Annotated in this window: 33 protein-coding genes, 2 tRNA genes and 1 pseudogene; 32 read left to right on the top strand and 4 right to left on the bottom strand. The window is 40.8% G+C overall.

Annotated elements, in window-relative coordinates; translation table 11 throughout:
* Window position 1 precedes the first annotated feature (1 nt).
* From rplX to LEP1GSC195_RS02975, 19 genes are all read left to right on the top strand, one after another.
* Window positions 2-385 carry a 50S ribosomal protein L24 gene (gene rplX, locus LEP1GSC195_RS02895; RefSeq protein ID WP_015680188.1) on the top strand — a complete coding sequence of 128 codons (384 nt, stop codon included), beginning with the start codon at window positions 2-4 and terminating at the stop codon, window positions 383-385.
* A 3-nt stretch (window positions 386-388) separates the two neighbouring features.
* A complete protein-coding gene (gene rplE, locus LEP1GSC195_RS02900) occupies window positions 389-940 on the top strand; it encodes a 50S ribosomal protein L5 (RefSeq protein WP_002982447.1) in 552 nt (183 codons plus the stop codon).
* Between the two features lie 10 nt (window positions 941-950).
* Complete coding sequence (locus LEP1GSC195_RS19435; RefSeq protein ID WP_012476296.1) at window positions 951-1136, top strand: type Z 30S ribosomal protein S14; 186 nt, start codon at window positions 951-953, stop codon at window positions 1134-1136.
* A gap of 17 nt (window positions 1137-1153) precedes the next feature.
* Complete coding sequence (gene rpsH / locus LEP1GSC195_RS02905; protein ID WP_002982987.1) at window positions 1154-1552, top strand: 30S ribosomal protein S8; 399 nt, start codon at window positions 1154-1156, stop codon at window positions 1550-1552.
* 14 nt (window positions 1553-1566) lie between these two features.
* Window positions 1567-2106 carry a 50S ribosomal protein L6 gene (gene rplF, locus LEP1GSC195_RS02910; RefSeq protein ID WP_002973724.1) on the top strand — a complete coding sequence of 180 codons (540 nt, stop codon included), beginning with the start codon at window positions 1567-1569 and terminating at the stop codon, window positions 2104-2106.
* A gap of 6 nt (window positions 2107-2112) precedes the next feature.
* Entirely contained in the window at window positions 2113-2481 is a 369-nt protein-coding gene (gene rplR, locus LEP1GSC195_RS02915) for a 50S ribosomal protein L18 (RefSeq protein ID WP_039926661.1), read from the top strand.
* A 3-nt stretch (window positions 2482-2484) separates the two neighbouring features.
* The gene (rpsE, locus tag LEP1GSC195_RS02920; RefSeq protein ID WP_002973816.1) at window positions 2485-2988 is read left to right on the top strand and encodes a 30S ribosomal protein S5; all 504 of its coding nucleotides are present in this window, start codon (window positions 2485-2487) and stop codon (window positions 2986-2988) included.
* A gap of 14 nt (window positions 2989-3002) precedes the next feature.
* Window positions 3003-3182 carry a 50S ribosomal protein L30 gene (gene rpmD, locus LEP1GSC195_RS02925; RefSeq protein WP_015679814.1) on the top strand — a complete coding sequence of 60 codons (180 nt, stop codon included), beginning with the start codon at window positions 3003-3005 and terminating at the stop codon, window positions 3180-3182.
* Between the two features lie 4 nt (window positions 3183-3186).
* The gene (rplO, locus tag LEP1GSC195_RS02930) at window positions 3187-3720 is read left to right on the top strand and encodes a 50S ribosomal protein L15 (RefSeq protein ID WP_015679955.1); all 534 of its coding nucleotides are present in this window, start codon (window positions 3187-3189) and stop codon (window positions 3718-3720) included.
* A 7-nt stretch (window positions 3721-3727) separates the two neighbouring features.
* Window positions 3728-5107 carry a preprotein translocase subunit SecY gene (secY, locus tag LEP1GSC195_RS02935; protein ID WP_002974039.1) on the top strand — a complete coding sequence of 460 codons (1380 nt, stop codon included), beginning with the start codon at window positions 3728-3730 and terminating at the stop codon, window positions 5105-5107.
* A 3-nt stretch (window positions 5108-5110) separates the two neighbouring features.
* Window positions 5111-5671 carry an adenylate kinase gene (locus tag LEP1GSC195_RS02940; RefSeq protein ID WP_015680141.1) on the top strand — a complete coding sequence of 187 codons (561 nt, stop codon included), beginning with the start codon at window positions 5111-5113 and terminating at the stop codon, window positions 5669-5671.
* Window positions 5672-5684: 13 nt separating this feature from the next.
* Window positions 5685-5903, top strand: a complete 219-nt coding sequence (gene infA / locus LEP1GSC195_RS02945) for a translation initiation factor IF-1 (protein ID WP_012476295.1) — start codon at window positions 5685-5687, stop codon at window positions 5901-5903.
* A gap of 9 nt (window positions 5904-5912) precedes the next feature.
* Window positions 5913-6026: a 50S ribosomal protein L36 gene (rpmJ, locus tag LEP1GSC195_RS19440; protein ID WP_002983148.1), complete on the top strand. Its 114-nt coding sequence runs from the start codon at window positions 5913-5915 to the stop codon at window positions 6024-6026.
* 6 nt (window positions 6027-6032) lie between these two features.
* The gene (gene rpsM / locus LEP1GSC195_RS02950) at window positions 6033-6413 is read left to right on the top strand and encodes a 30S ribosomal protein S13 (protein WP_002982948.1); all 381 of its coding nucleotides are present in this window, start codon (window positions 6033-6035) and stop codon (window positions 6411-6413) included.
* An 11-nt stretch (window positions 6414-6424) separates the two neighbouring features.
* A complete protein-coding gene (rpsK, locus tag LEP1GSC195_RS02955) occupies window positions 6425-6838 on the top strand; it encodes a 30S ribosomal protein S11 (protein WP_002974369.1) in 414 nt (137 codons plus the stop codon).
* Window positions 6839-6847: 9 nt separating this feature from the next.
* Complete coding sequence (gene rpsD, locus LEP1GSC195_RS02960; protein WP_002983303.1) at window positions 6848-7480, top strand: 30S ribosomal protein S4; 633 nt, start codon at window positions 6848-6850, stop codon at window positions 7478-7480.
* Between the two features lie 25 nt (window positions 7481-7505).
* Window positions 7506-8483, top strand: a complete 978-nt coding sequence (locus tag LEP1GSC195_RS02965; RefSeq protein WP_002974165.1) for a DNA-directed RNA polymerase subunit alpha — start codon at window positions 7506-7508, stop codon at window positions 8481-8483.
* 1 nt (window position 8484) lies between these two features.
* Entirely contained in the window at window positions 8485-9000 is a 516-nt protein-coding gene (gene rplQ, locus LEP1GSC195_RS02970) for a 50S ribosomal protein L17 (protein ID WP_040506238.1), read from the top strand.
* 103 nt (window positions 9001-9103) lie between these two features.
* Window positions 9104-10924 (top strand): PAS domain-containing sensor histidine kinase, encoded by a 1821-nt coding sequence (locus LEP1GSC195_RS02975; protein WP_040506239.1) that lies wholly within the window; start codon window positions 9104-9106, stop codon window positions 10922-10924.
* Here LEP1GSC195_RS02975 and LEP1GSC195_RS02980 read toward each other — a convergent pair.
* Complete coding sequence (locus LEP1GSC195_RS02980) at window positions 10914-12932, bottom strand: 1-acyl-sn-glycerol-3-phosphate acyltransferase (RefSeq protein ID WP_015680043.1); 2019 nt, start codon at window positions 12930-12932, stop codon at window positions 10914-10916. The two genes, LEP1GSC195_RS02975 and LEP1GSC195_RS02980, sit on opposite strands and share 11 nt — an antisense overlap.
* Window positions 12933-13054: 122 nt before the next feature.
* On the opposite strand from LEP1GSC195_RS02980, the gene LEP1GSC195_RS02985 reads away from it, so the two are divergent.
* From LEP1GSC195_RS02985 to LEP1GSC195_RS03000, 4 genes are all read left to right on the top strand, one after another.
* Window positions 13055-14080, top strand: coding sequence for an ATP phosphoribosyltransferase regulatory subunit (locus LEP1GSC195_RS02985; RefSeq protein WP_015680137.1), 1026 nt, complete (start codon window positions 13055-13057; stop codon window positions 14078-14080).
* Window positions 14081-14087: 7 nt separating this feature from the next.
* On the top strand, window positions 14088-15362 hold the full coding sequence (locus tag LEP1GSC195_RS02990) for an adenylosuccinate synthase (RefSeq protein WP_015679937.1): 1275 nt from the start codon (window positions 14088-14090) through the stop codon (window positions 15360-15362).
* Between the two features lie 79 nt (window positions 15363-15441).
* Window positions 15442-15514: transfer RNA gene (locus LEP1GSC195_RS02995), tRNA-Lys, on the top strand.
* 41 nt (window positions 15515-15555) lie between these two features.
* Window positions 15556-15630, top strand: a tRNA-Glu gene (locus tag LEP1GSC195_RS03000).
* On the opposite strand, the gene LEP1GSC195_RS19445 is transcribed toward LEP1GSC195_RS03000, so the two are convergent.
* Window positions 15590-16486, bottom strand: a complete 897-nt coding sequence (locus LEP1GSC195_RS19445; protein ID WP_084597390.1) for a TIGR02757 family protein — start codon at window positions 16484-16486, stop codon at window positions 15590-15592. The two genes, LEP1GSC195_RS03000 and LEP1GSC195_RS19445, sit on opposite strands and share 41 nt — an antisense overlap.
* Window positions 16476-17375: a hydroxymethylglutaryl-CoA lyase gene (locus LEP1GSC195_RS03010; RefSeq protein WP_015680052.1), complete on the bottom strand. Its 900-nt coding sequence runs from the start codon at window positions 17373-17375 to the stop codon at window positions 16476-16478. Before LEP1GSC195_RS03010 ends, LEP1GSC195_RS19445 begins: the two co-directional genes overlap by 11 nt.
* A 71-nt stretch (window positions 17376-17446) precedes the next feature.
* On the opposite strand from LEP1GSC195_RS03010, the gene LEP1GSC195_RS03015 reads away from it, so the two are divergent.
* A complete protein-coding gene (locus LEP1GSC195_RS03015) occupies window positions 17447-18235 on the top strand; it encodes an ABC transporter ATP-binding protein (RefSeq protein WP_015679850.1) in 789 nt (262 codons plus the stop codon).
* On the opposite strand, the gene LEP1GSC195_RS03020 is transcribed toward LEP1GSC195_RS03015, so the two are convergent.
* On the bottom strand, window positions 18190-19206 hold the full coding sequence (locus LEP1GSC195_RS03020) for a tetratricopeptide repeat protein (protein WP_015679881.1): 1017 nt from the start codon (window positions 19204-19206) through the stop codon (window positions 18190-18192). The genes LEP1GSC195_RS03015 and LEP1GSC195_RS03020 overlap by 46 nt on opposite strands.
* 23 nt (window positions 19207-19229) lie before the next feature.
* Here LEP1GSC195_RS03020 and LEP1GSC195_RS03025 point away from each other — a divergent pair.
* From LEP1GSC195_RS03025 to LEP1GSC195_RS03060, 8 genes and pseudogenes are all read left to right on the top strand, one after another.
* A pseudogene (locus tag LEP1GSC195_RS03025) lies at window positions 19230-19835 on the top strand (ABC transporter ATP-binding protein); the annotation flags it as partial.
* Complete coding sequence (locus LEP1GSC195_RS03030) at window positions 19816-20472, top strand: heme exporter protein CcmB (RefSeq protein WP_015679977.1); 657 nt, start codon at window positions 19816-19818, stop codon at window positions 20470-20472. The pseudogene LEP1GSC195_RS03025 and the gene LEP1GSC195_RS03030, both read left to right, overlap by 20 nt.
* Before the next feature lie 51 nt (window positions 20473-20523).
* Entirely contained in the window at window positions 20524-21222 is a 699-nt protein-coding gene (gene ccsA, locus LEP1GSC195_RS03035) for a cytochrome c biogenesis protein CcsA (protein ID WP_015679884.1), read from the top strand.
* Window positions 21223-21225: 3 nt separating this feature from the next.
* Window positions 21226-22353, top strand: coding sequence for a PP2C family protein-serine/threonine phosphatase (locus LEP1GSC195_RS03040; protein WP_015679995.1), 1128 nt, complete (start codon window positions 21226-21228; stop codon window positions 22351-22353).
* A complete protein-coding gene (locus tag LEP1GSC195_RS03045; protein ID WP_015680049.1) occupies window positions 22350-23207 on the top strand; it encodes a phosphoribosylaminoimidazolesuccinocarboxamide synthase in 858 nt (285 codons plus the stop codon). The genes LEP1GSC195_RS03040 and LEP1GSC195_RS03045 overlap by 4 nt, the downstream gene beginning before the upstream one ends.
* Window positions 23189-23437 (top strand): phosphoribosylformylglycinamidine synthase subunit PurS, encoded by a 249-nt coding sequence (purS, locus tag LEP1GSC195_RS03050; RefSeq protein ID WP_015680102.1) that lies wholly within the window; start codon window positions 23189-23191, stop codon window positions 23435-23437. The genes LEP1GSC195_RS03045 and purS overlap by 19 nt, the downstream gene beginning before the upstream one ends.
* A complete protein-coding gene (purQ, locus tag LEP1GSC195_RS03055; RefSeq protein WP_015679999.1) occupies window positions 23434-24081 on the top strand; it encodes a phosphoribosylformylglycinamidine synthase subunit PurQ in 648 nt (215 codons plus the stop codon). The genes purS and purQ overlap by 4 nt, the downstream gene beginning before the upstream one ends.
* Window positions 24082-24134: 53 nt before the next feature.
* On the top strand, window positions 24135-25418 hold the full coding sequence (locus LEP1GSC195_RS03060) for a sugar phosphate nucleotidyltransferase (RefSeq protein WP_015679908.1): 1284 nt from the start codon (window positions 24135-24137) through the stop codon (window positions 25416-25418).
* Window positions 25419-25485: the final 67 nt, after the last annotated feature.

Here is a 25485-nt window from a genome sequence, read left to right on the forward strand (position 1 = left end):
AATGGCAGCTAAATTAGCATATAGAGGCTCCGAGCCCACTAAATTCAAAAAAGCGAAAATCAAAAAGGACGATGAAGTTCTTGTGATTTCCGGAAAAGAAAAAGGGAAAAAAGGGAAAGTTCTAGCTATCGACAAACGCAAAGACCGCGTTTATATCGAAGGTGTGAACAAAAGAAAGAGATTCGTAAGACCAACCCAAGAGAACCCTCAAGGTGGAGCGATCGAAATCGAATTCCCAATCCATATCTCCAATGTGATGTTTCACGACACCAAAGCAGAGAACAAGGCGAAGCCAAAGAAGAAAATTAAGGCTGTACGCTTGGGCTTTGTCAAGAAGGATGGTAAATCCATCCGAGTGACTCGACCTGAAGGGAAAGAAGTATAAGTTATGGTACCTAGGCTTAAATCAAAATACGAGAAGGAAATCCGTCCTACACTCCAAAAGTCACTCGGCTTTCAAAGTGTAATGCGAGTTCCCAAACTTGAAAAAATCGTAATCAACGTTGGTATGGGCGAAGCTCACACAAACCCAAAAGCGATGGAAGCTTGTTTGTTAGAAATTGGTCAAATTACAGGCCAAAGACCAGTAAAAACTTTCGCTAAGAAGTCCATTGCGGGTTTCAAAGTGAGAGAAGGAATGGTGCTTGGTTGCAAAGTTACCCTTCGCGGTCATCATATGTATGAGTTCCTTGACAGATTCATAAACGTGGCTCTTCCACGGGTTCGTGACTTTCGCGGTGTAAACCCCAAAGGTTTCGATGGTCGAGGAAATTACAATCTGTCCGTAAGAGAACAGATCATCTTCCCTGAGATTCATTTTGATAAAATCAATACGATCTACGGGATCAATATCACTTTCGTAACGAACACGGAAGTGGACAAAGAAGCGTTCGAATTATTCCAAGCCTTCGGTATGCCTTACCGTGCGGCAGGTAAGTAGGAGATTATTCATGGCGAAAAAATCAATGATGGAACGCCACGCCAAAGAGCAAAAATTCAAAGTGAGAGAGTACAATCGTTGCCCTCTTTGTGGTCGATCACGCGCTTATTTGCGCCGCTTTGATATGTGTCGTCTTTGCTTCCGGGACCTTGCTAGCAAGGCTCAGATTCCCGGTGTGAAAAAGTCCTCCTGGTAATTAGGTTAAGGTAAGATATGAGTCTTTCAGATCCAATCGCAGATATGCTAACAAGAATCAGAAACGCACAACAAGCTAAACATGAGCTTTGTGTGATTCCTGGTAGCAAAATCAAAAAATCCATCCTAGACCTTCTCAAAGAAGAAGGTTTTGTAGATGATATTCAAACTGTAAAAAATGGAAGTTTTGATGACTTCCAAGTGAAATTAAAATACGACACGGAAAAGAAACCGGTAATTCGTATGATCGAGAGAGTTTCTACTCCTGGTCGTCGAGTTTACATCCAATCCGGAGAAATCAGACCGTTCCGAAATAACATCGGAACACTCATCCTTTCGACTTCGAAAGGGGTGATGACTGGGAAACGTGCTCGAAAACTCAGAGTAGGAGGGGAAGTTCTCTGTAAGGTATTCTAGAGAACGATAACACCATGTCTCGAGTTGGAAAAAGTATTATCAAATTGCCTGCAAAGGTAGAAGTGAAAGCAGAAGCTGAGGCCCTTACGATTAAGGGGCCTTTAGGGGAATTAAAAACTCCACTTTACGAAGGTGTCAGCGCAAATGTTGAAAACGGCGAATTGGTTTTTACTCGTAAAAGTGAAGACCAAAAGACTGTGGCTCTCCACGGTCTCGTTCGTTCCCTTGCGATGAACTGCGTAAAAGGTGTGACTACTGGTTGGGAAAAGAACTTAGAAATTACTGGGGTTGGTTATCGTGCTCAAAAACGCGGTAAAGATCTAGTGATGGCTCTTGGTTATTCTCACGAAGTGGTTTTCCCTGAACCTACAGGTATCAAAATTGATGTCGCAGATCAGCTAAAAATCAAAGTATCGGGAATTGACCGACAACTGGTTGGACAAGTTGCGGCTGACATTCGTTCTAAAAGACCCCCTGAACCGTACAAAGGAAAAGGGATCAAATATCAGAACGAGTACATCCGTAGAAAGGCCGGAAAGACCGGTAAGAAGTAGAACGTCATGATCAATAAGACAGCTAAAAATACGAAAAGATTGAGAAGAGCGGAACGAGTTAGATACAAACTTCGCTCTACATCGGAAAGACCTCGGTTGGTTTTCAATAAAACAAATCGTTACCTCACCGCACAAATCATTGATGATGCGAAGGGTGTAACACTTGTTTATGCAACAACTCTCGAGAAAGATTTTCCGAAACATGAAAATTCTAAGAAGAGTAAATCGGCTGCGACCGAACTCGGTAAAGTAGTCGCTGATAAGGCGAAAAAAGCAGGAGTTTCCCAAGTGGTTCTCGACCGTTCTGGAATGGTTTACCATGGAAGAATTGCCGCTTTTGCTGATTCTGCCCGCGAAGGTGGATTGGAGTTCTAAATGATGTTAGAAGAAGAAACAAAAGAATTTACTGAGAAGGTCGTAAAAATCGACCGAGTTGCCAAGGTAGTGAAGGGGGGACGTCGTTTCTCCTTCAACGCACTTTCAGTCGTTGGTGACTCTAAAGGAAAAGTAGGAATTGGATTTGGAAAGGCGAATGAAGTTCCAGATGCGATCCGAAAGTCCATTGAATCGGCAAAAAAGAATTTAAAATCCATTCACTATATCGGTCATACCGTTCCTCACGATGTTGTGGGACAGTTCAAATCCGCTCGAGTGATTTTGAAGCCAGCTTCTCCGGGAACGGGGATCATCGCCGGAGCTTCTGTTCGTTCCGTATTGGAAAGAGCAGGGATCCAAGATGTTCTTACAAAGTCATGGGGATCTTCAAACCCAATGAACATTGTAAAAGCGACTATGGACGCATTACAACAGTTGGAAACACCGTCAATGGCGGTAAAACGACGTGGTGTCAGCCTCAAACACTTGTTTGGGCAAGATCTATAAGAAGGAATCTGACTATGGAAGACGTGATTGTAACGCAAGAAAAGAGTTCTATTGGTATCATTCCGGTACACAAAAAAACTCTAATTGCACTAGGCCTTAAAAAGAAAGGCCAATCCAAAAAACACAAAATGACTCCCCAATTGAAAGGGATGTTACGACAAGTAGGTTACTTGTTGAAAGTGGAAAAGGTATAATTGTATGGCTCAAGACAGAATTGAACAAGGCCGTGGATTTGGTGCAAAACGCCCCAAAAAATCCACATCTCTAGGAAACAAAAACTTGGTTCCCGTTCCGGAAGGTGCAACAACTTCTCCGAAACGTGTGGGACAAGGTCCAGGATCCGGGATGGGAAAAACTTCCACTCGTGGTTCCAAAGGACAAAGGGCACGGGCCGCTTCGATGAGACGTGGATTCGAAGGTGGACAGCTACCTCTCCACAGACGTTTGCCAAAACGTGGTTTTACTAATATTTTCTCTGTGGAATTCCAACCAGTCAACTTGATCTCTTTATCTAAAGCAGGTCTTTCTGGAGAAGTAACACCAGCGATTCTCAAAGCAAAAAGTTTGATTAAGTCCGAAGCCGGACCGATTAAACTTTTGGGAACGGGAGAAGTGACTGTTGCCATCACCATTACGGTAGATGCTTTTTCTGCCTCTGCAAAAGAGAAAATTGAAAAAGCGGGTGGGAAAGTCATCATTAGAGAAAAGAAAAAAGAAGAGAAAAAAAACTAGATAACCCATGTTTCAAACCATCGCTAACATCTTTCGAATCCCGGAATTACGATCCAAAATCCTATTTACGATCGGTATGTTGTTACTTTTTAGAATGGGAACTCACGTTACCATTCCCGGTATCAACAGTTTAATCGTAACGGGCATTACTGCCGATCCGAGCGAAGGTTTCCTCGGAATGGTGGATTTGTTTGCAGGTGGTGCTCTTCTCAAATTTTCTATTTTTGCACTTGGGATTATGCCTTATATCTCTTCTTCCATCATCATGCAACTTGTAATGGTTCTCATTCCTAGTTTGCAAAAGATGCAAAAGGAAGGGGAAGAGGGTAGAAAGAAAATCCAACAGTACACTAAGTACGGAACTCTGATCCTTTGTGCGATCCAATCTCTTGCAGTGATCCAACTTGCTAATTCTTGGTCTACGGGATCAGGAACGGCGCAAGCGAAGTATCCAGGTCTTATCAATCCATCCGTGGAAGGTTACTTTTTACCAATTGCGATGTTATCCATCACTACGGGAACAGTCCTTCTTATATGGCTTGGAGAGCAAATCACGGAACGCGGAATTGGTAACGGGATCTCTCTCATTATCTTTGCAGGGATTATTGGTCGTATGCCAGAAGCACTCATTGCTATGTTTACTTCCGATACTTCTGATGCTCTTAGTATCCTCATTCTTATCATTATCTTTATCGTTCTAATTTCCCTTACCGTCATATTGACCCAAGGGGTTCGCCGGGTTCCGTTAAATTACGGAAAACAAATGGTGGGTAGAAAAATGGTTCAGGCACGTAGCCAATCCATTCCTTTCAAAGTCAACAGTGCCAATGTAATGCCAATTATCTTTGCATCCTCTTTGATTCTATTTCCACAAACAATTGTTCAGTGGTTATCCTCTAAGGGTGGTCAATGGGCAGGTTGGGCAGTGATTATGGACTATTTTAATCCATTTTCTCAAATCTGGTACCATGCCCTTTTCTATTATGTGATTTATACATCTCTGATCATTTTCTTTGCGTATTTTTATACGGCAATTCAGTTCAACCCACAGGAACTTGCTGATAACCTAAAAAAATACGGTGGGTTTATCCCTGGTGTTCGTCCAGGAAGCCAAACAAAAGATATGATTGAGAAAATCTTGAATCGAATCACCCTACCGGGTGCTCTTTTCCTTGCTGGTCTTGCTCTTGCTCCGTATCTCATCATTAAGTTTTTAAACCTCGGTTCTAACACCGGTGGCGGAACTTTGGTGTATACATTCGGAGGAACTTCGCTTCTCATTATGGTGGGTGTGGCTCTAGAAACTTTGAAACAAATCGAAGCCCAGCTACTCATGAGAAATTACGAAGGTTTCATGAAGAAGACTAAAATCAAGGGAAGAGTGTAACCGATGAAGAGATTGATTTTTATGGGTCCTCCAGGTGCTGGAAAAGGGACCCAAGCTGACATCATCAAAGAGAAATACCAAATTCCGCAGATCTCTACTGGAGACATTCTCCGTGCTGCCGTAAAAAACGGAACCCCGATGGGGATTGAAGCAAAAAAATATATGGACGCTGGAGACCTTGTTCCAGATGCTGTCGTTATAGGCATAATTCGCGACCGTTTGGTCGAATCTGATTGTGCGAATGGATTCATTCTGGATGGATTTCCTAGGACGGTGGAGCAAGCAAAGGCTCTCTCGGAAATCCTCAAAGAGCTCCGCATGGAGCTCGACTCCGTTGTCAACCTAGACGTTCCTGACGAAGAACTCGTCAAACGGTTGCTAGGTAGAGCGATCAAAGAAGGACGCTCGGATGACAACGAAGAGACCATCAAAAACCGTCTGCATACTTACAACACCAAGACGTTGCCCCTGATAGACTTTTATAAAGGCTCTGGGATCCTTCGGCAAATCAATGGTTTGGGAAGTATGGAAGAAATCACTAACACTATTTTAAAATCGATCTAGTAGGAGATAGACCCTGGCTAAGGAAGAAGCAATCACCATCGACGGAACCGTTTTAGAACCGTTACCGAATGCCATGTTCCGTGTGGAACTGGAGAACGGTCATAAAGTTCTAGCACACATTTCGGGAAAAATGCGTATGCATTATATCCGTATATTACCCGGCGATAAGGTTACTGTAGAGCTTTCTCCTTATGACTTAACTAAGGGCCGTATCACTTACAGAAAGAAATAGGGAACTATAATGAAAGTTAGATCATCAGTTAAAAAAATCTGTCCAGAATGCAAAGTCATTCGCAGAAAAGGTGTAATCCGAGTGATTTGCACGAACCCAAAACACAAACAAAGGCAAAGATAGAAAGATATGGCACGTATCGCGGGTGTTGATTTACCATCAAACAAAAGAATTGTGATCGGTCTTACATACGTATTTGGTATTGGTAAGACATCCTCTCAAAGTATCCTGAAAAAAGCAGGAATTGACGAATCTATCAGGGTGAAGGACCTTTCGGACGAACAAGAAGCCGCGATCCGTAGAGTCATTGAAGAATCATACCAGGTAGAAGGGGATCTTCGTTCTGAAGTCAACCTAAACATCAAACGATTGATGGATGTGGGTTGTTACAGAGGTTTTCGCCACAGACGAGGACTTCCAGTCAACGGACAAAGAACAAGAACCAACGCTAGAACCCGTAAGGGTGTCAAGAAGACCGTTGCCAACAAGAAAAAGGCACCGGGTAAATAGAGGACTCATCCATGGCTGAAAAAGACGCTAAGAATAAAAAAGATACCAAAAAGGTTAAGAAAAAAGAAAAGAAGAATGTTCCGCGAGGTAAGGTATATATCCAAGCTTCGTTTAACAATACAATTGTATCCATTACGGATATGGTTGGAAACGTTCTTTCTTGGTCTTCTTCTGGAATGATGGGTTTTCGTGGATCCAAAAAATCCACTCCCTATGCTGCGCAAGTTGCCGCTACCAATGCTGCTGAGAAGGCAATTGAAGCTTCTGGTCTTTCTGAAGTAGATGTAATGGTATCAGGTCCAGGAATTGGACGTGAGTCTGCCATTCGTTCTTTAACTACGAAAGGCCTTGCAATCAAACTCATTAAAGACGTAACTCCGCTCCCACACAATGGGTGCCGACCACGAAAAAGAAGAAGGGTGTAGGAATTATATATGGCACGTTACAGAGGTCCAGTTGTTAAATTGATGAGAAGAGAGGGGTTAAACCTCTTTCTCAAAAATAGTCATACATTACATAAAGAAAAATCTTCCCTTGAAAAGAGAAAGTATCCACCGGGTCTTCCTCCAAAGAAAAAAGGAAAGATCACTGAATACGGGGCTCAGCTTCGTGAAAAACAAAAAGTAAAACGCGCATACGGAGTTTTAGAAAAACAATTCCGTAGATACTTCGAAGAAGCAACGCACACTCCAGGGATTCCTGGTGAGAACTTACTTCAATTCCTCGAAAGAAGATTGGATAACGTTCTCTATCGTATGGGTTTTGCTGTAACAAGAAGACAAGCACGTAACTTTGTTGCACACAGACATATTTTAGTGAATGGCCACCGAGTAGATATTTGTTCTTACCGAGTGAACATAGGTGATAAAATCGAAATTCGTGAGAAATTCCAAAAATCTCCGTTTATTGAAGAAAATATCAAACTCGCTCAAGCAATCAATCGAACTGCTTCTTGGGTAAGTGTAGACTATACCAAGTTCTCCGGAGAAGTGTTATCACTTCCAACAAGAGATCATATTGATATCCCTGTGAAAGAACAGGTAATCGTAGAGTTGTACTCGAAGTAAGAATTTAGAGAAGAAGGATACGACATTGTCTCCAAAGAATTTATTAAAAGGTTTTAAAAGACCCAAAAAAATCGAATTCACTACCGATGTGAATACACCAAACTATGGTAAGTTTGTTGCAGAACCTTTCGAAAGAGGAATTGGCACAACGATCGGTAACTCCCTTCGTCGTACGCTTATGTCCTCCATCGAAGGTGCGGCAATTTCCGCGATTCGAATTGAAGGAGTCTCTCACGAGTTTTCTTATATCGAAGGTGTAGCTGAAGACGTTACTCGTATCATTCTTAACTTAAAACAAGTTCGAATCAAATACGAGCCAGAAGATAAAGAAGCAAGTAAAGTAATCCACCTAGAATTAAAAGGTGCTGGTTACTTTCGTGCAGCGGATCTCGCTGTTGATTCTTCTATTGAAATCATGAATCCAGACCTTCATATAGCAACTCTCAATGAGGATGCGAATTTGATTATGGATTTGGAAATCCAAAGAGGACGTGGATACGTTCCTGCTGAGGACAAAAAGAAAGATATCGAGGTTTTGGGAACAATTCCAATCGATTCTATCTTTTCACCAATCCAAAAAGTATTGTTTGAAGTATCAGAAACTCGTGTTGCACAACGTTCTGATTATGAAAAACTTACTATGGAAGTTTGGACTGACGGCTCTGTTTCTCCAGAAGATGCAGTGGCACAAGCAGCAAAAATTCTAAAAGACCATTTAACTGTATTCATCAACTTTGAAGAAGAAATTGAAGAAGAAGAAGAAGAATTGGATGAAGCTGACGAAAAACTAAAAGCAGCTTTATCTAAACATGTAGAAGAATTGGAACTTTCGGTTCGCTCTACAAACGTTCTTCGCAGCTTGGAAATTGACTTCATTGGTGAACTCGTTAAAAGATCAGAAGACGAAATGACTAAATCAAAACATTTCAGCGAACAAAGTTTACAAGAGTTGAAAGCAAAACTTTCCTCAATGGGACTTTCGTTCGGTATGAGAGATTTTTAAGATGAACAAACGTAATAAAGTTAAACAACTCAACAGATCCGCAGATCATAGAAAAGCTATGATCCAAAATATGGTAATCTCTCTTCTTCGTCATGAAAGGATTGAATCTTCCGTTGCAAAATTGAAAGTGGCTCGTTCTTATGCGGAACGAATCATCACTAGAGCAAAACGCAACCTAGATGCCAACCTTGCCAATCTTGATGAACAAAAGAAAAATGCAGCGATCTTGCACAATACACGATACCTTTATAGCCATTTAGGTGACCAAGAAATCGTAACTAAACTTTTGAAAGACCTTGCTAACCGTTACGCTGAAAGAGTAGGTGGATACACAAGAATCATTCGTTTGGTAAACCGTCCTTCTGACAACACGGCAATGGGAATTTTGGAACTTGTGGATCGCAAAACTCAAGATGAGTTAAAAGCAGAAACAAAAGCAAAACGCGAAGAAAAGAAACCTGCTAAAAAAGAAGAAAAACCAAAAAAAGCAAAAAAAGAAAAAGCAGCTACTAAGTAGAACTTTTTCCGATTTGACTTTCGAAGAGAAGCCTGCTCAACCGAGTGGGCTTTTTTTTATTGCATTCGTTTGAATATCCGTTAGGATTCTACATTCCAAACGAATGACTCCCATCCTTTCTACATCCGATTCTATTTGGCATACTGCCTTTAGTTCAAGTCCCATTGGGATGGCTCTTACCGATATGGAAACTGGTCTTTATGTCGATGCCAATGATGTATATTGTGCTTGGCTTGGTCGGACTCGGGAAGAGGTCATTGGTAAGTCCACCCTCGATTTAGGAATCTATTCTAATGCGAACGACCGGGAAGCTATTTTAGTTGGTTTAAAAAGAGATGGTTTTGTCCTTAATTTGGAAGTCCCTCTGATTACTAAACTTGGCGCTACCGTAACGATTTTATTCAGCGGTAGAATTGTTGAAAATGGAAAATACCTTCTCTCCGCTGGGCAGAACATCACTGCATTAAAAGAAAAGGAATACCTTGCTGCTGTTTTGCAAAATGAACTTGTAATCAGTAAAGAATTATTTGAAAGTGTTTTCCGTTTGAATCCAGCGGCTGTTAGTCTCTCGAATGCGGAAACCGCCGTGTATGATGATGTCAACGAGGCCTATTGCCGTCTCATTGGGTATTCAAGGGAAGAAATCATCGGACGTGCTTCTTATGATCTAAATATATGGATTACCAAATTTGATCGCGAACGTTTGATGGCAGAGCTTCTCAAAAAAGGTTGGAGTACGGGTATGGAAGCAAGCATTCGTACGAAGTCTGGAGAGATTCGTCATGTGGTATCTGGGAATACCATTTTGCAAACCAAAGGCCGGCCAACTCTTCTTGCCATTCTCATTGATGTAACAGAATCCAAACAAAATAAAGAGGCTCTAGAATTTGCTGTAAAAGAAAGAACAAAAGAACTCAATCGGATCCTGGAAGATTTACAAAAGGCTCAAGACCAATTGATCCTTTCCGAGAAAATGGCCACCTTGGGACAGTTAGTCGCTGGTGTTGCTCACGAGATCAATAATCCACTTGCAGCCATTGCTGCATTTAGTGAACAGATATACAATCGAATGGGAAATTTTGGCACTCGTTTGTTCCAAATTAAGGAATGTTTTTCTAAATATTCGGATAAAGAGATTAATGAGATTATTTCCTGGGTCATCGAATTATTTACAATCAAACCGAAGTCTTATAACTTTGCAGAATCACGAAAGGCAAAAAAAACTTTAGAAAGCATTTTCATTAATTTGCAGATTGAATCAGCGTACGATTTAGCTGATAGAATTGTGGATCTCGGTGTTTCCGATTTCATTCTCGAAAATGAAGATTTTTTACCGCATTTCAAATCATCACCTCTTCTGGAATTAGTTTTATCAGAGTTGAATACTTTGCGTAGTATCGAATCTATTCGATTGGCAGTTGAGAGGACTTCTAAAATTGTTTATAGTCTAAAAAACTATGGGAGGATCGACCGCAACGAAGCAAAATCAGAAATCAATTTGGTAGATACGATTGAAACGGTGCTTACTCTATATCATAGTAAAATGAAATCTGGAGTGGAGTGCATTCGCGTGTACAATGCGAATCCTATTATTATGGGTTATCCAGATGAACTGATACAAATTTGGACAAACCTCATTTACAATGCCTTACAAGCTATGGCTTTCAAAGGATCCTTAACGATCCAAGTGGATGAGTTGGAAAGAGAAGTTGTGGTTCGAGTGAAGGACAACGGATCGGGAATCCCAATTGGTATTCAAAAAAGAATTTTTGAGCCTTTTTATTCAACGAAGGAAAAAGGGGAGGGAACGGGGCTTGGTCTTGGGATCGTGAAACAGTCTGTGGAAGAAAGGCACCGTGGCCGGATCCAATTCCAATCGGAACCTGGCAACACGGAGTTTCAAGTGACCCTTCCTAAAATCTAGCCAATTGCATTTGCAATTTTTCCGCAATCAAATCAAAGTCCTCGTTTTGGATCACAGTTCGGTAAGCTGCTGTTACAATGGGATGCCTTTTTTCATCTAGTTGGATTAGGTTGGGTAGTACTTTTAGCCCATAAAAGCCATTGGTGATCTTTTCTGGTCTTGTGCCGTAAGCCAAATCATACCCGTACTTTCTATCTCTAGTATCTGATCCGAAACATGCCAACATAAAGTCTGTCATTCCTGAAAGGCCATTGAATGTAGTTGGATCCCCACCAAGTAAAACTCCGATAGATACCATTTCATTGAAAAAGCGATTACTCAAATGGAAAAGTGTATTATCCACATTTCCACCTAACTCTCGTTTGAAATAGCCTTCTACAAGTCCCATAGCAAGGGCATAGACTGTTTTTAAGGCTCCACCGAGTTGAACTCCTTTTGTGTCCCTCGAATTGATAGCGGTTCTTGTGAAAATATAGTTATTGGTGAGAAGTTCTTTCAGTTTAGGTATGAGAGAGTCTTCGAAAGCTGAGATTTCAAATCCAGAAATTTTACGTTCCATAATTTGGTCGGGGTAACAGGCACCAGAAACGACTGCGAGACGATCTCGTTCAATCAGTAACAATTCATGAAGGTCTTCCAAAATAAGACCCTTTTTAGAACCAGTAAATCCTTTGATTACGTTGACCATGGGGGATTTATTTTTCTGAAGGTATGTTCTAATTTTTGAGTAGATGTTATCGAATTCCCAGGGATTAGTTCCTTGGATGAATAGGGTTGCTGATTCTAAAACTTCCGGTTTGTCCGAAAATTCGATGTTTGGTGGTAATTTGTAAATAGGATAATGGACCACATCGCGCTTTTCTTCATTACTTTGTTTTACCATTTCTGAATCGGGGCTGTAGATAGTGACTTTTACATTTTTATTTGCCATCACACAAGCGAAAGCCACGGACATATTGGATGAGCCAATGATGACCACATGTTCGTCTGGTTTTTTCGGAAACGAAATGAGTTGGTTTGTTTCTCTCACGTCTCCTTTGTAGAGGTTACGATAGGTTCCATGTTTGTGTTTGTTTAAATTACTTCCAACAAGGAGAGCCAGGTTATCGATTATGAACTGTTTTTTGTCTCCAGTGCCCGGAAAGGAAATTTGTTCAATGTGAGTTGGAAATGTTAACATTTCCTTTTTTGTGAGTTCCCCAACAAGGACTGGTTTTCCTATCACGAGTTTCCCGACGGCTTGGTTAAAAAGTAAACCTTCTATCGGGAGAATTTTTTCCGTTCCTTCTAACGAGATGGGTAAAATGACTTTATTGGCAACATAATGGTACACTGTGTCCACAAAAGGCATAAGCCTACCGTCACGAGAGCGAGTTCCTTCTGGAAAGATGGAAATGACCTTTCCATCTGACTGTAATTTCTGCGAATTGCGGAAAGCTCGCATATTGATTTTGGTCATCACGTCGGATAAAGACGGATTGTCGGCCATATCCTTTTTGGAACAAACAAGAAGGGTTCCAAACATGTAGAGGCCGAGCCGTGTGAAGTCCGGTTCGAATGCTAGCCGTCCTGCTATAAAGACAAGGGATTCTGCAATTTTTTTTCCTTCCGGGCCTGCATTGTACAATAGTGTAAAGATAGCTGGTGCATCCAAATGGCTCAAATGATTGGAAATGAGAGTGACTGGATACTTGCCGATGACTCCATCTAACAGTTTTAGGTTCTCTGTTCCTTCCACTTTGAATTTCTTCATAATGGGATCCAGGAACTTCAGCATAAAGTCGCGAGGTTGGGTGCGGATGTCCGTATACACGCCGATTTCTTCCAGACGTTCTGGTTCTTGAAAGATATCCATGACCTTAGGTTTCGGTGTGCTTTGCGAGAGAACTAAAAACTCTTCTAAAATGGACTTTGCTTCTGATTCGGTGAGACCCGATTTTACAAATAGGTGAATGTTCTCAAAAAATTCTTTATGCCAGCGACCCAAAGTGGCTTCTTTTTCTGTCATGTATGCCTCTAAACCGACATTAAATTACTGAAAACTTTCGATTTGTCTATTCGATTTTTACAATTGATTGCGTAAATCCAGGATTTCTCTAAACTGACTTCTTGGGTGATCGAGATCCCGGTATGAATCAAAAAAACAAATCAATTTCCTCGGAACAAAAATGGATTCCGGATGGATTTCATTTTTTAGGCCCCGAAGAAAGCAAAAACCGGCGGATTTTACTACAAACATTTTCGGAGCTCTTTGAGAAAGAAGGGTATTCTGAAATCAATCTACCTTCTTTTGATTATTCTAATTCCTTTCGTTCTCATTTGGATCATGGGGTGGAGAGTTTACTTGTCACAAAGGATTGGGATGGGAATGAACTTTCTCCTGGTGTCGACTTAACACTACAAGTAGTGAAAGGAATGGCTGCTCGTTCGCATTGGGAAGAGAACCAAAACATATTTTATTTTGCTCGTAAGATTCGTGACCACAAAAAACGAAATGCGTCACGAAGAGAGATTCTTCAAATCGGAGTAGAATCCTTAGGAAAGAGCGATACAACACAAATCATTTCTCAAATCAAAATCTTAAAAAAACTTTGGACGAGTTCAGTGCCAAAGATCCCGTTTACCATTGTATTTGGACACTCTTCTTTTTTTAGATCTGTTTTGGAAATTTTGGGTTGGAACGAGGAACAAACAAAAGTTTTGCGCCAACTTCTCTATACAAAAAATGTTCCAGAACTTGTATCTCTTGCAGCAAGAGAAAATACAAAAGAATCACATACACAGATGATTCAACTCCTTCTGCGACCGATCCCTGTTGCGGACCTTCCAAAATTTAAGGATTCACTTCATAAGATTTTAGATCCAAAAGAGTGGGACCTGCTTAAAGGTGATTTGGAATCCATCATTGCCTTTTTTGGAGAGTGGACAAAGTTTATGGATGGGACACCTAGTATTTGGGATCCTTCCCTTCTTCGTGATCTTTCTTATTATACTGGTTTTATGTTTCAAGGATACGTAGACCGTGATCCTGAACCGGTTTTTGCCGGTGGTGTTTATAATGAATTGTATGAAAGCTTTACCGGAATTAAAAAGGATGCCTGCGGTTTTGCCCTACATCTGGATTCCATAGAAGAAATAGTAAATAAGGTTAAATGAGGGAATTATGCCTGCAAATTTAGTTGTCGGAGCACAATGGGGTGATGAAGGAAAAGCTAAGGTAATCGATTACCTTTCCAAAGATACAGATATTATTGTTCGGTACCAAGGTGGTGCGAACGCCGGTCATACAGTGGTAGTGGGTGGAAAGAAGTACATTTTTCATCTTGTACCTTCTGGAATTATTTATGACAATACTACTTGTGTCATTGGGAACGGGGTGGTACTTGATCCTGAATATTTTTTAAAAGAATGTGCCGATTTGGAATCTCATGGGTTCCGAGTGAAAGAAAAATTGCTTATCAGTGATTCTTGCCATATCCTTTTGCCTTATCATCGTTTGATTGATGAAGCCAGGGAAGCTGGATCCTCTCCAGAAAGAAAGATCGGAACCACAAAGAAGGGGATCGGAATGTGTTACGCAGACAAAATGCTTCGTAACGGAGTCCGTGCTGGTGATCTTTTAGATAAAGAGAATTTAAAACGAAAACTCACTCATATTTTGGAAGTGAAAAACCAAGAATTAGTGAAGTATTATGATTTAGAACCAGTAAATATCAATGAAATGTATGATTTCCTTTTGGATTTTGCGGATAAAATCGGCAAGAACATTGTGAACACGGTGTATTACTTAAATTCCGAGTTAGAAAAAGGCAAACGAGTTCTTTTGGAAGGGGCCCAAGGGACAGGTCTTGATATTGATTTTGGAACCTATCCTTATGTAACTAGCTCCAACCCAACAACAGGTGGAGCTCTTGCCGGTTCGGGTGTGAGTTTCCGATATTTAAAAGATGTAATCGGTATCACTAAAGCTTATGCCACTCGAGTAGGAGAAGGACCTTTTCCATCCGAGATTTTAGGAGAAGCAGGTGACGTTTTGCGTAAGTTAGGTGGTGAATACGGGTCCACTACGGGAAGACCAAGAAGATGCGGTTGGTTTGATGTTCAAATGATTAAACATGCTGTGACTGTCAATGGAATCAACTCGCTGGTACTTACTAAAATTGATGTTCTGAGTCATTATGATTCCATTCCTGTTGTTGTAGGTTATGAATACAAAGGTAAGAAGTTGGATTTTTTCCCATCCCAGGGACTCGAAGACGTCAAACCGTTGTTTGCTGATTTCAAAGGTTGGAAGGATGATATTGCTGGAATTAACTCTTTCTCCAAATTACCTCCACTTTGCCAATCTTACATCAAGTCCTTACAAGAGTTGGTACACACGAAGATTGGTATTGTTTCGACTGGGCCGGATCGTGAGCACACGATCATCATGGATTAAAAAAAACGAGGAGCTTTGAATCTTTTTTTTAAGTAGTTGTTGACCGAGAAAGGTCGTTCGATATTCTTGGCTACAGAACGAGTCGTTAGCTCAGCTGGTAGAGCAATTCCCTTTTAAGGAATGGGTCCGGGGTTCGAATCCCCGACGACTCACATAAGAGTTTCTACAACTCTCAAAAACGTTCTTCTAAAACGGTGCCATCGTCTAATGGTTAGGACACAAGGTTTTCATCCTTGCAATCGGGGTTCAATTCCCCGTGGCACTACCAAACAAACTTCCTTCAAATAACATTTCTCACAAATTCCTTTCTGATACTCCGCTTTGCATTTTTCTATGATCCCCACTCTTGTTAGGTAAAAGTCGTATAACAAAGGATCGTCGGGTTTGATTTTCATAAAAAAATCTTTAATGAGATAAGCCTCTTTAGATCCAAAGCTTTTGCGGTTGGTGATACCTAATATCTGAATTAACTTTTGGATATGAACGTCCAAAGGGAAGGGAATTTGATTAGGCCTAATCTTTTGATAGATTCCAAAATCAGGATAAGAGGATCGCACCATCCAACGTAAAAATAAGGAAAGGCGTTTTTTGGGAGACTTCGAACTCGACTTACCAATTAAGAATTGGAGGCCATAAGTGAGCGGTTTCTTTCCCAATGTGATTTGAAGTTCTCCTTCCCAATACCTTTGGAACTCTTGGATAGAACTTTCTTCCCAAAACTGATTCTCCTTATCTAAGAACTTAGGTTCCCAAAGAGGAGATTGTTTCTTTGATTCGGAAATGACCCTGGCCAATGTTTGAAAGAACACTTGGTTGTCTTTTTTTGTTTGGAACCGATACACTCTGAGGCCTTGGAGAAGGGTTTGGAACTCGGGACCAGATTTGTGGAGAGTCTGAAAGGGAGAAGGGCCGAGAAGGGCAAACAAAGGTTTTAAAAACCCTTGGATACTTTTGACATTCCCATAAGCATAAAAACAAGAAATCAACGAGACCACTTCGATATCCAAAGGATCTTTGTATTGTTTCGGAAAACAGATCGGATCTGTATCCAGATAGGTAAGGTTTTGGTATTTATTTTTAAGATCTTCTAACTTAGAATGTAGTAGCTCAAAATCAATCGACATTCTTCATCGCAACGTAAGTTCTTGAGGTAAGTTTTCTTCCAATCCTTTCTTCCATAAATTGGCTTGCCTTGATGAGAGAATCCAATCGGATTCCGGTATCATATCCTTCTTTATGAAGAAAATAGACCAAATCTTCGGTGGCCACATTTCCTGCGGCTCCTTTGGCATAAGGGCAACCACCGAGGCCTCCCGCTGAACTATCAAAACTACGGATCCCCATACTCAGCGCTTGTTTTATATTGGCGACTGCCATTCCATAGGTATCGTGAAAGTGACCCGCAAGGTAAGATGTTGGAATTTTTTTTAATAGAACTTCTAATAGCGATTCAACTTCCATAGGAACTGCCACCCCAATCGTTTCTCCAAGAGAGATTTCATAAGCTCCGGCATCTAATAAACGTTCGGCGATCTCTAGGGTTTGTTCTGGTTTGATTTTTCCTTCGTAGGGACAGGCTATTACTGTAGAGATATACCCTCTCACCTTGATTCCATCCGACTTCGCCTCAGTAAAGATCGGTTTAAAAAAATCTAAACTCTCCTGAATCGTCATATTGATATTTTTTTTGGTAAAGGTCTCTGAAGTGGCAGTGAAAACAGCAACTTCAGAAAAACCTGCCTCTTTGGCCCCTTCGTAACCTTTGGCATTGGGAGTCAGGCAAGAAAATTGGACTTGGTTTTGGAACTTGGGGAGAACAAGGGCTGCAAGTTCTGTGGCATCACCCATTTGAGGAATTCTATCTTTGCGCACAAAGGAAGTGAGTTCAATATTTTTGCTTCCGCTTTCTACTAGACGAGATACGAATTCGAATTTATCCTGAGTGGAGAGAATGGTTTTTTCGTTTTGTAATCCATCCCTTGGTCCCACTTCTGTGATTTTAATTTGTTCCAATGCCCAAATCTCCTTCTCATTAGACTCACCTTGGGAAATGAGAAACGCAATGATTTTATGGAGTAAGACCTATGTTTACTCTTAAAAATATTTCAGTGCATATTGCAGGTCGTTCCTTATTACGAAATATCAACTTGATCGCAAAACCAAAAGAAATTACGGGCCTCATTGGAAAATCGGGCTCTGGAAAATCAACTTTGTTTCGTTTGGCTCTTGGGCTTCTTAAGAAAGCGGATGGGTATGAATGGGATGGCTCAATCTCCTGGAATGGAGAAAATCTTTCTTCAAGACAAAACCCAAAACTCCAACCGGTATTCCAAGATCCTTTTGCTAGTTTTTCTCCCTTTGGTACGATGCGAGAATTATTACTCGAACCGGCCCGCATCAAAAATCAATTTTTCTTAAAGAATGAAACTAAATCCAAAGAATGGGAGCGAATTGAATCTTTTTGTATAAGGTTTGATCTCCCCAGAGAATTGTTAAATAAAACAAAACAAGAGTTAAGTGGTGGGCAATTGCAAAGATTTGCTATCCTTCGTGCCTTACTTACTGGGCCAGAATATTTGCTTTTGGATGAGCCTGTCACGGCTCTCGATGTACTTGTGCAAAAAAAAATTGCCGAAGAATTGAAAGAGATCAATGCGAAGGAAAATTTAGGTATGTTTATTGTGTCTCATGATTTAGGATTTTTGTCTTATATGTGTGATACTATTTTTGTATTGGATGACGGAGAAATTGTTGAGTCTGGGTTAGCAAAAGAAATTCTTACAAATCCGAAATCACCATTGTTACAGAGTTTACTTGCAGCAAAAAATCATTCGTTTGCCGGAACTGCTTCCTCTTCCGAATCATCCAATTGAGTTCGTTTGGCCTCTGCAAATTTTTTGGCAATGTCTCGTCTTCTTGCAATGACTTTGGAAGATACGGTCGCAAAAAAAGGATCATTGGTAAAACTTAACATCTTTGTATATTCTTCTTCTGCGGTTTCGTAATCGGTGACTTTCGATGCGGTTTCTGCAAAATAATAGTGGAATTTTTTATCGTAAGGTTTTGGTTTTCCTTCTGCGGTGGTAAGAGTAGTTCTATTGAATATTTTGTATGCAATATGAAAATTTCCCTTTTCCATTTCCAAACGAGCAAATCCTAATTTTACATTCGGACTTTCTTCTTCTATTGTGAGGGCTTTGTTTAAATAGAGAAGGGCTCGGTTTTTAAGTCCAGTTGTTAAGTAATGATCTGCCAAACGAATGAGGGCTTCTGTGTCATTTGGATTTTTTTCTACTGCCAGTTTGTAATTGAGAATGGCATAATAAACTTGCCTTGTAATTTCAGAAAGGATGGCTATGTGCAGGTAAGTTTTGAAGTATTCTGGCATTTCTGCTTTGGCATATTCAAATTCTACGAGTGCCTTTTCATAATTCATCTCCAAAGAATACAATCGGCCTAGATTGTATCGGAATGGAAAAAATTGAGGATCAAATCGAACACCTGCCTCCAATCGTTTGATGATTTCTGTCCGTCCACTTGGTTTTCCATTGAACAAAAGTTCCATTGTATCATTGTTCCATTTGCCGGAATTGGTAATGGTTTCTGTTCCATAGGTAAAACTTCCATTGGATTTCGGTGGTTCCCCTTGGAAGAGTTTCCCCCGTGCGAGGATAAAATCGTCTTTGTGGTAGATGAAGGATCCATTGGGAAAATCGGAGGTATCAAACTCCTGGTCCTTGCCCCAAAGGATCTCTGGGTATTCCTGGTTCCCTATGAGTTTTTGTCCCCAAACCAGTGTTGGGAATAAAAACAGAAGTGCGAGACTGAAGCTACGGAAGAACATGGTGTAGAATGAACCAAACCCTTTTGGAAACAAAAGCGCTTACTATTACTGTCGGCGAAAAGGTCTTACTGAGAGAGATCAATCTTTCTTTTTTTCAGACCGGAATTGTGGCCGTTCTTGGCGAGAACGGGGCAGGAAAGTCCACTCTCTTAAAAGAAATCTACCACCACTCACTTTCATCCGCGAAATGGCAATGGAACCAAGGCAAAAAAAAAATCACTTACCTTGGTCATGAACTAGGTTTTTATTCCTCACTCAGTTTAGAAGAAAATTTAGATTATTTTTCCAAGTTAGATGGGACTCCGTTCGACCTTACCAAACGGAACGAACTTTTAGAGGCTTTTCGTTTACAAAAACGAATTTGGGATCCCATCCATACATTTTCTCGTGGAATGAAACAGAAAGTAGCGATCTTAAGAACCTTACTTTCTTCGGCAGAAGTGGTTTTATTCGATGAACCCTATACGGGGTTGGATGCGGATTCCTCGAGAATATTAAGCGGGCTCTTAAATGAAGAATCAAAATCAAGACTCATTTTAATTGTTCTCCATTCCATACCCAAGGAATTGCAATGTAGCTCCCAATTACAAATTGAGAAGGGAGGAGTGTTTGTTACTCACCTTACTTAAAAAAGAATTTTATTTGATTGGTCGTTCGCTTGGGGGAGTGGTTTCACTTTTCACTTTAAGTGTATCCGTTGTTTTTATTTTTTACACCTCGATTGAAGTGAATGAAATGTTGTCCGAACGGAGTGTTCGGGGCATCAAATGGGCCACTATTTTTTTACTGAACTTTGTAATTGTGAGCCAAAGCCTTTGGGAAGAAAGGGAATCCATGGGTTGGGAAGCAAGTTTATCCTTTGTTAGCCCTATCTCTTTGTATTTAGCTAAGTCCCTTGCTATATGGTTTTGTACCATTTTAGTCAATGGTGCCCTTGTCCTTGTCCTTTCTGTTTTCTTTCAAAACATGAGTATCGAACGGTATTGGGGAGAGTGGCTTTTTGCAAACTTGGGGAGTGGGTGTTTGGTATTTTTGGGAGTCTCACTCGGCCTCATTGCTTTTGAAAGCCGCTTAAAAGAAATCATCATTCCTCTTTTGCAACTTCCCTTTTCCATTCCCCTTTTTCTTTTCGGATTGGAAGCCGAACATAGGTATTGGTTGGAACCAGGGTTTTACCTACCTTCTGTGGGACTTCTTTTGTTTTTTATGTTATTTTATGCAACTCTTGGTTCGGTGATGATTGAGATTCTACGGAATGAGCATTAAGACCTTGTTTTCTCCTAGAATTTCTTTCCATCCCTGAAAATCTGGAAAAAAATGGAACGTAAGATTCGGATATTCCACCCTGTTTTCGACATCGGTTTTTATCTCGTCGTTTGTACGTCACTTGTCTTTGCAGTGATTACTTCGCTTGTCTATCCTAACGTCATTTTGGAGCAAGGACTCAGCCATCGGATCTTTTACTTACACGTTCCTGTCGCCTGGGTTGCGTTATATGGGCCTATTCTCTCCTTCCTTTTTTCCCTAATTTTTCTTTTTACTAGAAATATGCTTTGGGACAGGCTTGCTTTCACAGCAAACCAACTTTCTTTTTTGTTTGCGGTAGGGGTTTTGTTCTCTGGACCGATTTGGGCCTATAGTGCCTGGGGAGTTCCTTGGGACAAAACAGATGCTAGGTTGCAATCGTTTTTTATTCTTTGTATTTCTCTTGTTAGTTATTTTATTTTTCGTTATTTAGTTCCTGCAAAAACAAAAAAGGCCATCCTTTCTGCTTACCTTTCCGTTCTTTGTGCAGTCAGTGCCATCCTAACCTGGGGAGCCATCCGTTGGATTGAAAATCCAGGAAACCATCCGAGTAGCGTTCTCGGAAAAGGGGGAATGGATTCGGACATGAAACAAAGCATGTGGCTCGGGGTAATTGCCTTCCACTTCCTATTTCTTTTCCTTTTTCTTGTTTCCAACCGCAGTGAAAAAATCCATGATATCAGATCCAAACTGAAATCGGAACTGGAATAAACCATGGGAACAGAAGAACCGGCTCATACCATCCTCATTGTAGATGATGTTCCTGAAAATGTGGAACTTTTGAAATACCTTTTGCAACAAGAGGGGTTCAAAACTTATACCGCTTTTTCTGCAGAAGAAGCACGCCTTGTTCTCCTAAATACCGCGATTGATACTCTTTTGTTAGATGTGAATATGCCTGTTCAGGATGGGTTTTCTTTTTGTCGGGAACTCCGAACCATGGACCAGTTCAAACTCCTTCCCATCCTTTTTATCACATCCATTGAAAGAGAAGTAGGATTTCAAGAAGCAATGAAAAATGGTGGGGATGATTTTATCAACAAACCATTTAACAAAAGAGAGTTGGTTGCCAAAATCCATTCTGTCATTCGTTTGAAAGACTTACAAGACGAGTTGTACAGGCAAAAAAGTAAGTACGAAAAAGAATTACAAACCGCAAGACGGGTTCAGGACCAACTCATCCCTGAAAAAAGTTTTATCTGGAATGGAATCAAGGCCCAAACTTTGTTTCATCCTTATTTGCAAATTGGCGGCGACTTTGTAGATTCTTGGATCGAAGAAAAAAAACTTCATATTGTCATCGCCGATTGTTCGGGACATGGACCCAGTGCAGCTCTGATTGGCGCCATGTTTAAGATGCAACTTTTTAATTTAGTTTCGAGTATGGGACTTCGGGAACGAGTGGCTCATTTGCGTAAAAATATGGAGTTAGTCCTTCCTGAAGACTATGCCATTACATTTTGTTATGCGATCCTTGACCAAGACCTAAAACTTTCGTATATCAATGGGGGTCATCCTGCTCCCATAGTTTATATCGATGGCGAAACAAAGTTTCTGAAAGGAATGAGTCCCATGATTATGGGAATCAACTTTAGCGCCACCGATGAAGTTCAATCGGTCCAGTTAAAAACAGGTTCAATGTTTTTTATGTATACGGATGGGGCCAGTGAAGCGATGAACCCAAAGTCTGAATACATTACAGAGGACGGAATGAAAGAAATCTTTCATGAGTCTGTAAAGTCAGGAACAGATATTTTACCAACTGTTCAAAATAAAATTTTAGAATTCTGCGGATCTTCCACTCCGAGTGATGATATGGCGATGGTGTGTATACAATTATGATTCCAACTCCCAGTTATAAGGGCAAAGTAAGAGATGTTTATGATTTAGGAGAATCTCTCCTTCTTGTGGCTACTGACCGTATCTCTGCCTTTGATGTTGTTTTTGAAGAACCTGTTTTGGATAAAGGAAAAATCCTGACACGGATTTCTACAGCTTGGTTTCGTCAATTTCCAAATATTGCGAACCATTTGGTTACTGATGATGTCTCTCAATTTCCATCACCCTTCCAAAATGATCAATCCCTCGCAGGTAGATCGGTCCTTGTCAAAAAAGCAAAACGGATTGATTTCGAATGTGTGGTTCGCGGGTATCTGACTGGTTCGGCTTGGAAGGAATACAAAACGGAAGGAACCATTGCTCATGTTCCTTATCCCAAGGGACTTTTGGAATCCCATCAATTTGAAACTCCTATTTTTACACCAGCTCGTAAAAATGATTCTGGTCATGATGAGAACGTAAGTGAATCCACCATGGAAAAAGAAGTAGGGGAAAAACTCTTTGGCGAACTAAAAGAACTTTCTCTTTATTTATACAACACGGCTCACAAGCTGATGGCAAAACAAGGAATCCTTCTTTGTGATACCAAATTTGAATTTGGACTCATTGATGGAAAACCGATCCTCATCGATGAAATCTTGACACCGGATTCTTCCAGGTATTGGGACGCATCCACTTACGAGCTTGGGAAAACTCCGGCCAGTTTTGATAAACAAATCCTTAGAAATTGGCTAGAATCAACCGATTGGGACAAAAATCCCCCGGCCCCCCATTTACCCGAATCCTTGATCCTGGAACTACGTAAAAAATACTTGGAATTGGAAGATAAAATCACGCTATGTTTGTCGCAAAAATAAATGTCACCCTCAAAGAATCCGTTCTCGACCCGCAAGGGCAAACGGTTCTCCGCACCCTTCACGACCAAGGGAAAAATTCTGTTACAGACCTAAGAGTAGGAAAATACATCGAAATGAAAATCGATGCCAATTCTCAATCTGATGCAGAATCCTTGGCAAAAGAAATTTGTGAATCGGTCCTTGTAAACCAAGTGATTGAGACCTACCGTTTGGTTGTGGAAAAGGTATGAAGGTTCGAGTTGTCACCTTTCCTGGTTCCAATTGTGATAAGGATGTAGGGACAGTTCTCGCATCGGAGTTTGGAGCTTCAGTAGATTACACTTGGTATAAGGATTCCTTTACTGACCTTCCTGACCTCGTGGTCCTTCCCGGTGGCTTTTCTTTTGGAGACTATTTACGCTGCGGGGCTATGGCCAAATTTTCGAATGCCATGGAATCAGTTGTGAGTTATGCCAAGAAAGGCGGAAAGGTTTTGGGAGTTTGTAATGGATTCCAAATTCTGACAGAATCGGGACTCCTTCCTGGAGCTCTCCTTCATAACCGAACTCTCAAATACATTTGTAAAGATGTGGATCTCATTCCTGTTGCGGAAAATAAAATCGCAAAGGGACTTCAGGGGAATTTAAGTATTCCCATTGCTCATGGAGAAGGGGCCTACTTTGCAGATTCGGATACTTTAGAACGATTAGAAAAAAATGGCCAAGTGGTTTTTCGTTACAAAGAAAATCCAAATGGATCTTTACATGATATCGCAGGTATTTGTAACGAAGCGGGAAATGTTTTAGGAATGATGCCACATCCAGAACGAGCTGTGAATCCCTATACTGGTAAGATGGATGGAAAACAAATCTTAGAAGCTCTATTAAAAAAATAGAAATCTTGTAACCTTTTCTTGCTTTTTTGTCCTATTGGTTTACAAGGGAAGGTATGCGATTTCAAGAAGACTCTATTGATTGCGTGGACTTCATTCTAAAGAAGGATGAAGTTTTGACCATCATCTTAGGTGGAGGGAAAGGAACTCGTTTATTACCTCTTACAGAAAAAAGATCCAAACCTGCAGTGAGTTTCGGAGGAAAATACCGACTCATTGACATTCCTATTTCTAACTCACTTAACAGTGGTTTTGAAAAGATATTTATCCTGACTCAGTTCAATTCCTATTCCTTAAATCGCCATATCAACCGTACCTACGCTACCAATAATATCCACCAAAAGAGTTTTGTGGAGATCATCGCTGCAGAACAAACTGTATCCAGTGCCAATTGGTTTGAAGGAACGGCCGATGCGGTAAGAAAAGTCCTCCCTTATATCAGAGAACAAAAACCCAAATACGTTCTTATTTTGTCTGGGGACCAATTGTACAATATGGACTTATCTGATTTTATGCAGAGCCATCTTATGGATCCAGAAACAGAAATTTCCGTAGCAACCAATGCCATTCCCGAAGACCAAATTTATGGGCTTGGGATTGTGAAAGCGGGAGTGGGTGGGTTCATCCAGGAATTCATAGAAAAACCCCAAGACGTAAGCCAAGTGGAATCTTGCCGTACAAAGAATGGGTCCTTTCTCGCTAATATGGGAATTTATATTTTTAATACATCCACTCTGATCGATGTATTAGAAGATCGGAATATGGCAGACTTTGGAAAGGAAATCCTTCCGAGAGCTATCCGAGAAAGAAAGGTAAAGGCTTATACTTACGATGGTTATTGGGAAGATATTGGAACCATCCGCGCTTTTTACGAAGCCAACTTAATGTTAACCGACCACATCCCTAAGTTTAATCTTTATCTAGAAAAAACTCCTATTTATACGAGGGCCCGAGCACTTCCCCCTTCCAAGATCATCCAAGCGGTTGTTAACCAAGCCCTGATTTCTGAAGGGACGATCCTAAACCAGTGTGAGGTGCACCGTTCCATTATTGGAGTGCGTCAACTCATCGCATCGGGTACCAAAATCTATGACTCCATCATTATGGGTCTTGACCACTATGGATACTTTGATCGTAAGTCAGGGAAAATCCCTATTGGGATTGGACCTAACTGCGAAATACGACGGACAATTGTCGAGAAAGATTGTGCGATAGGCGCCAACGTTCGGCTGTTAAACGAACAGAATCTCCAGGAGTATGAGGACGAATATGTGCGGATCCGGGAGGGAATCATCGTAGTTCCTCGCCATACCGCCGTCCCCGATGGGTACACAATCTGAGTCAAATTGACATATTTTGGGCATTTTTGAGTCAAATTTCCTTGAGATTGTCTCAAATTTAGGGATT

Origin of the sequence: Leptospira wolbachii serovar Codice str. CDC (assembly GCF_000332515.2) — a bacterium.
GTDB classification, from domain to species: Bacteria; Spirochaetota; Leptospiria; order Leptospirales; family Leptospiraceae; genus Leptospira_A; species Leptospira_A wolbachii.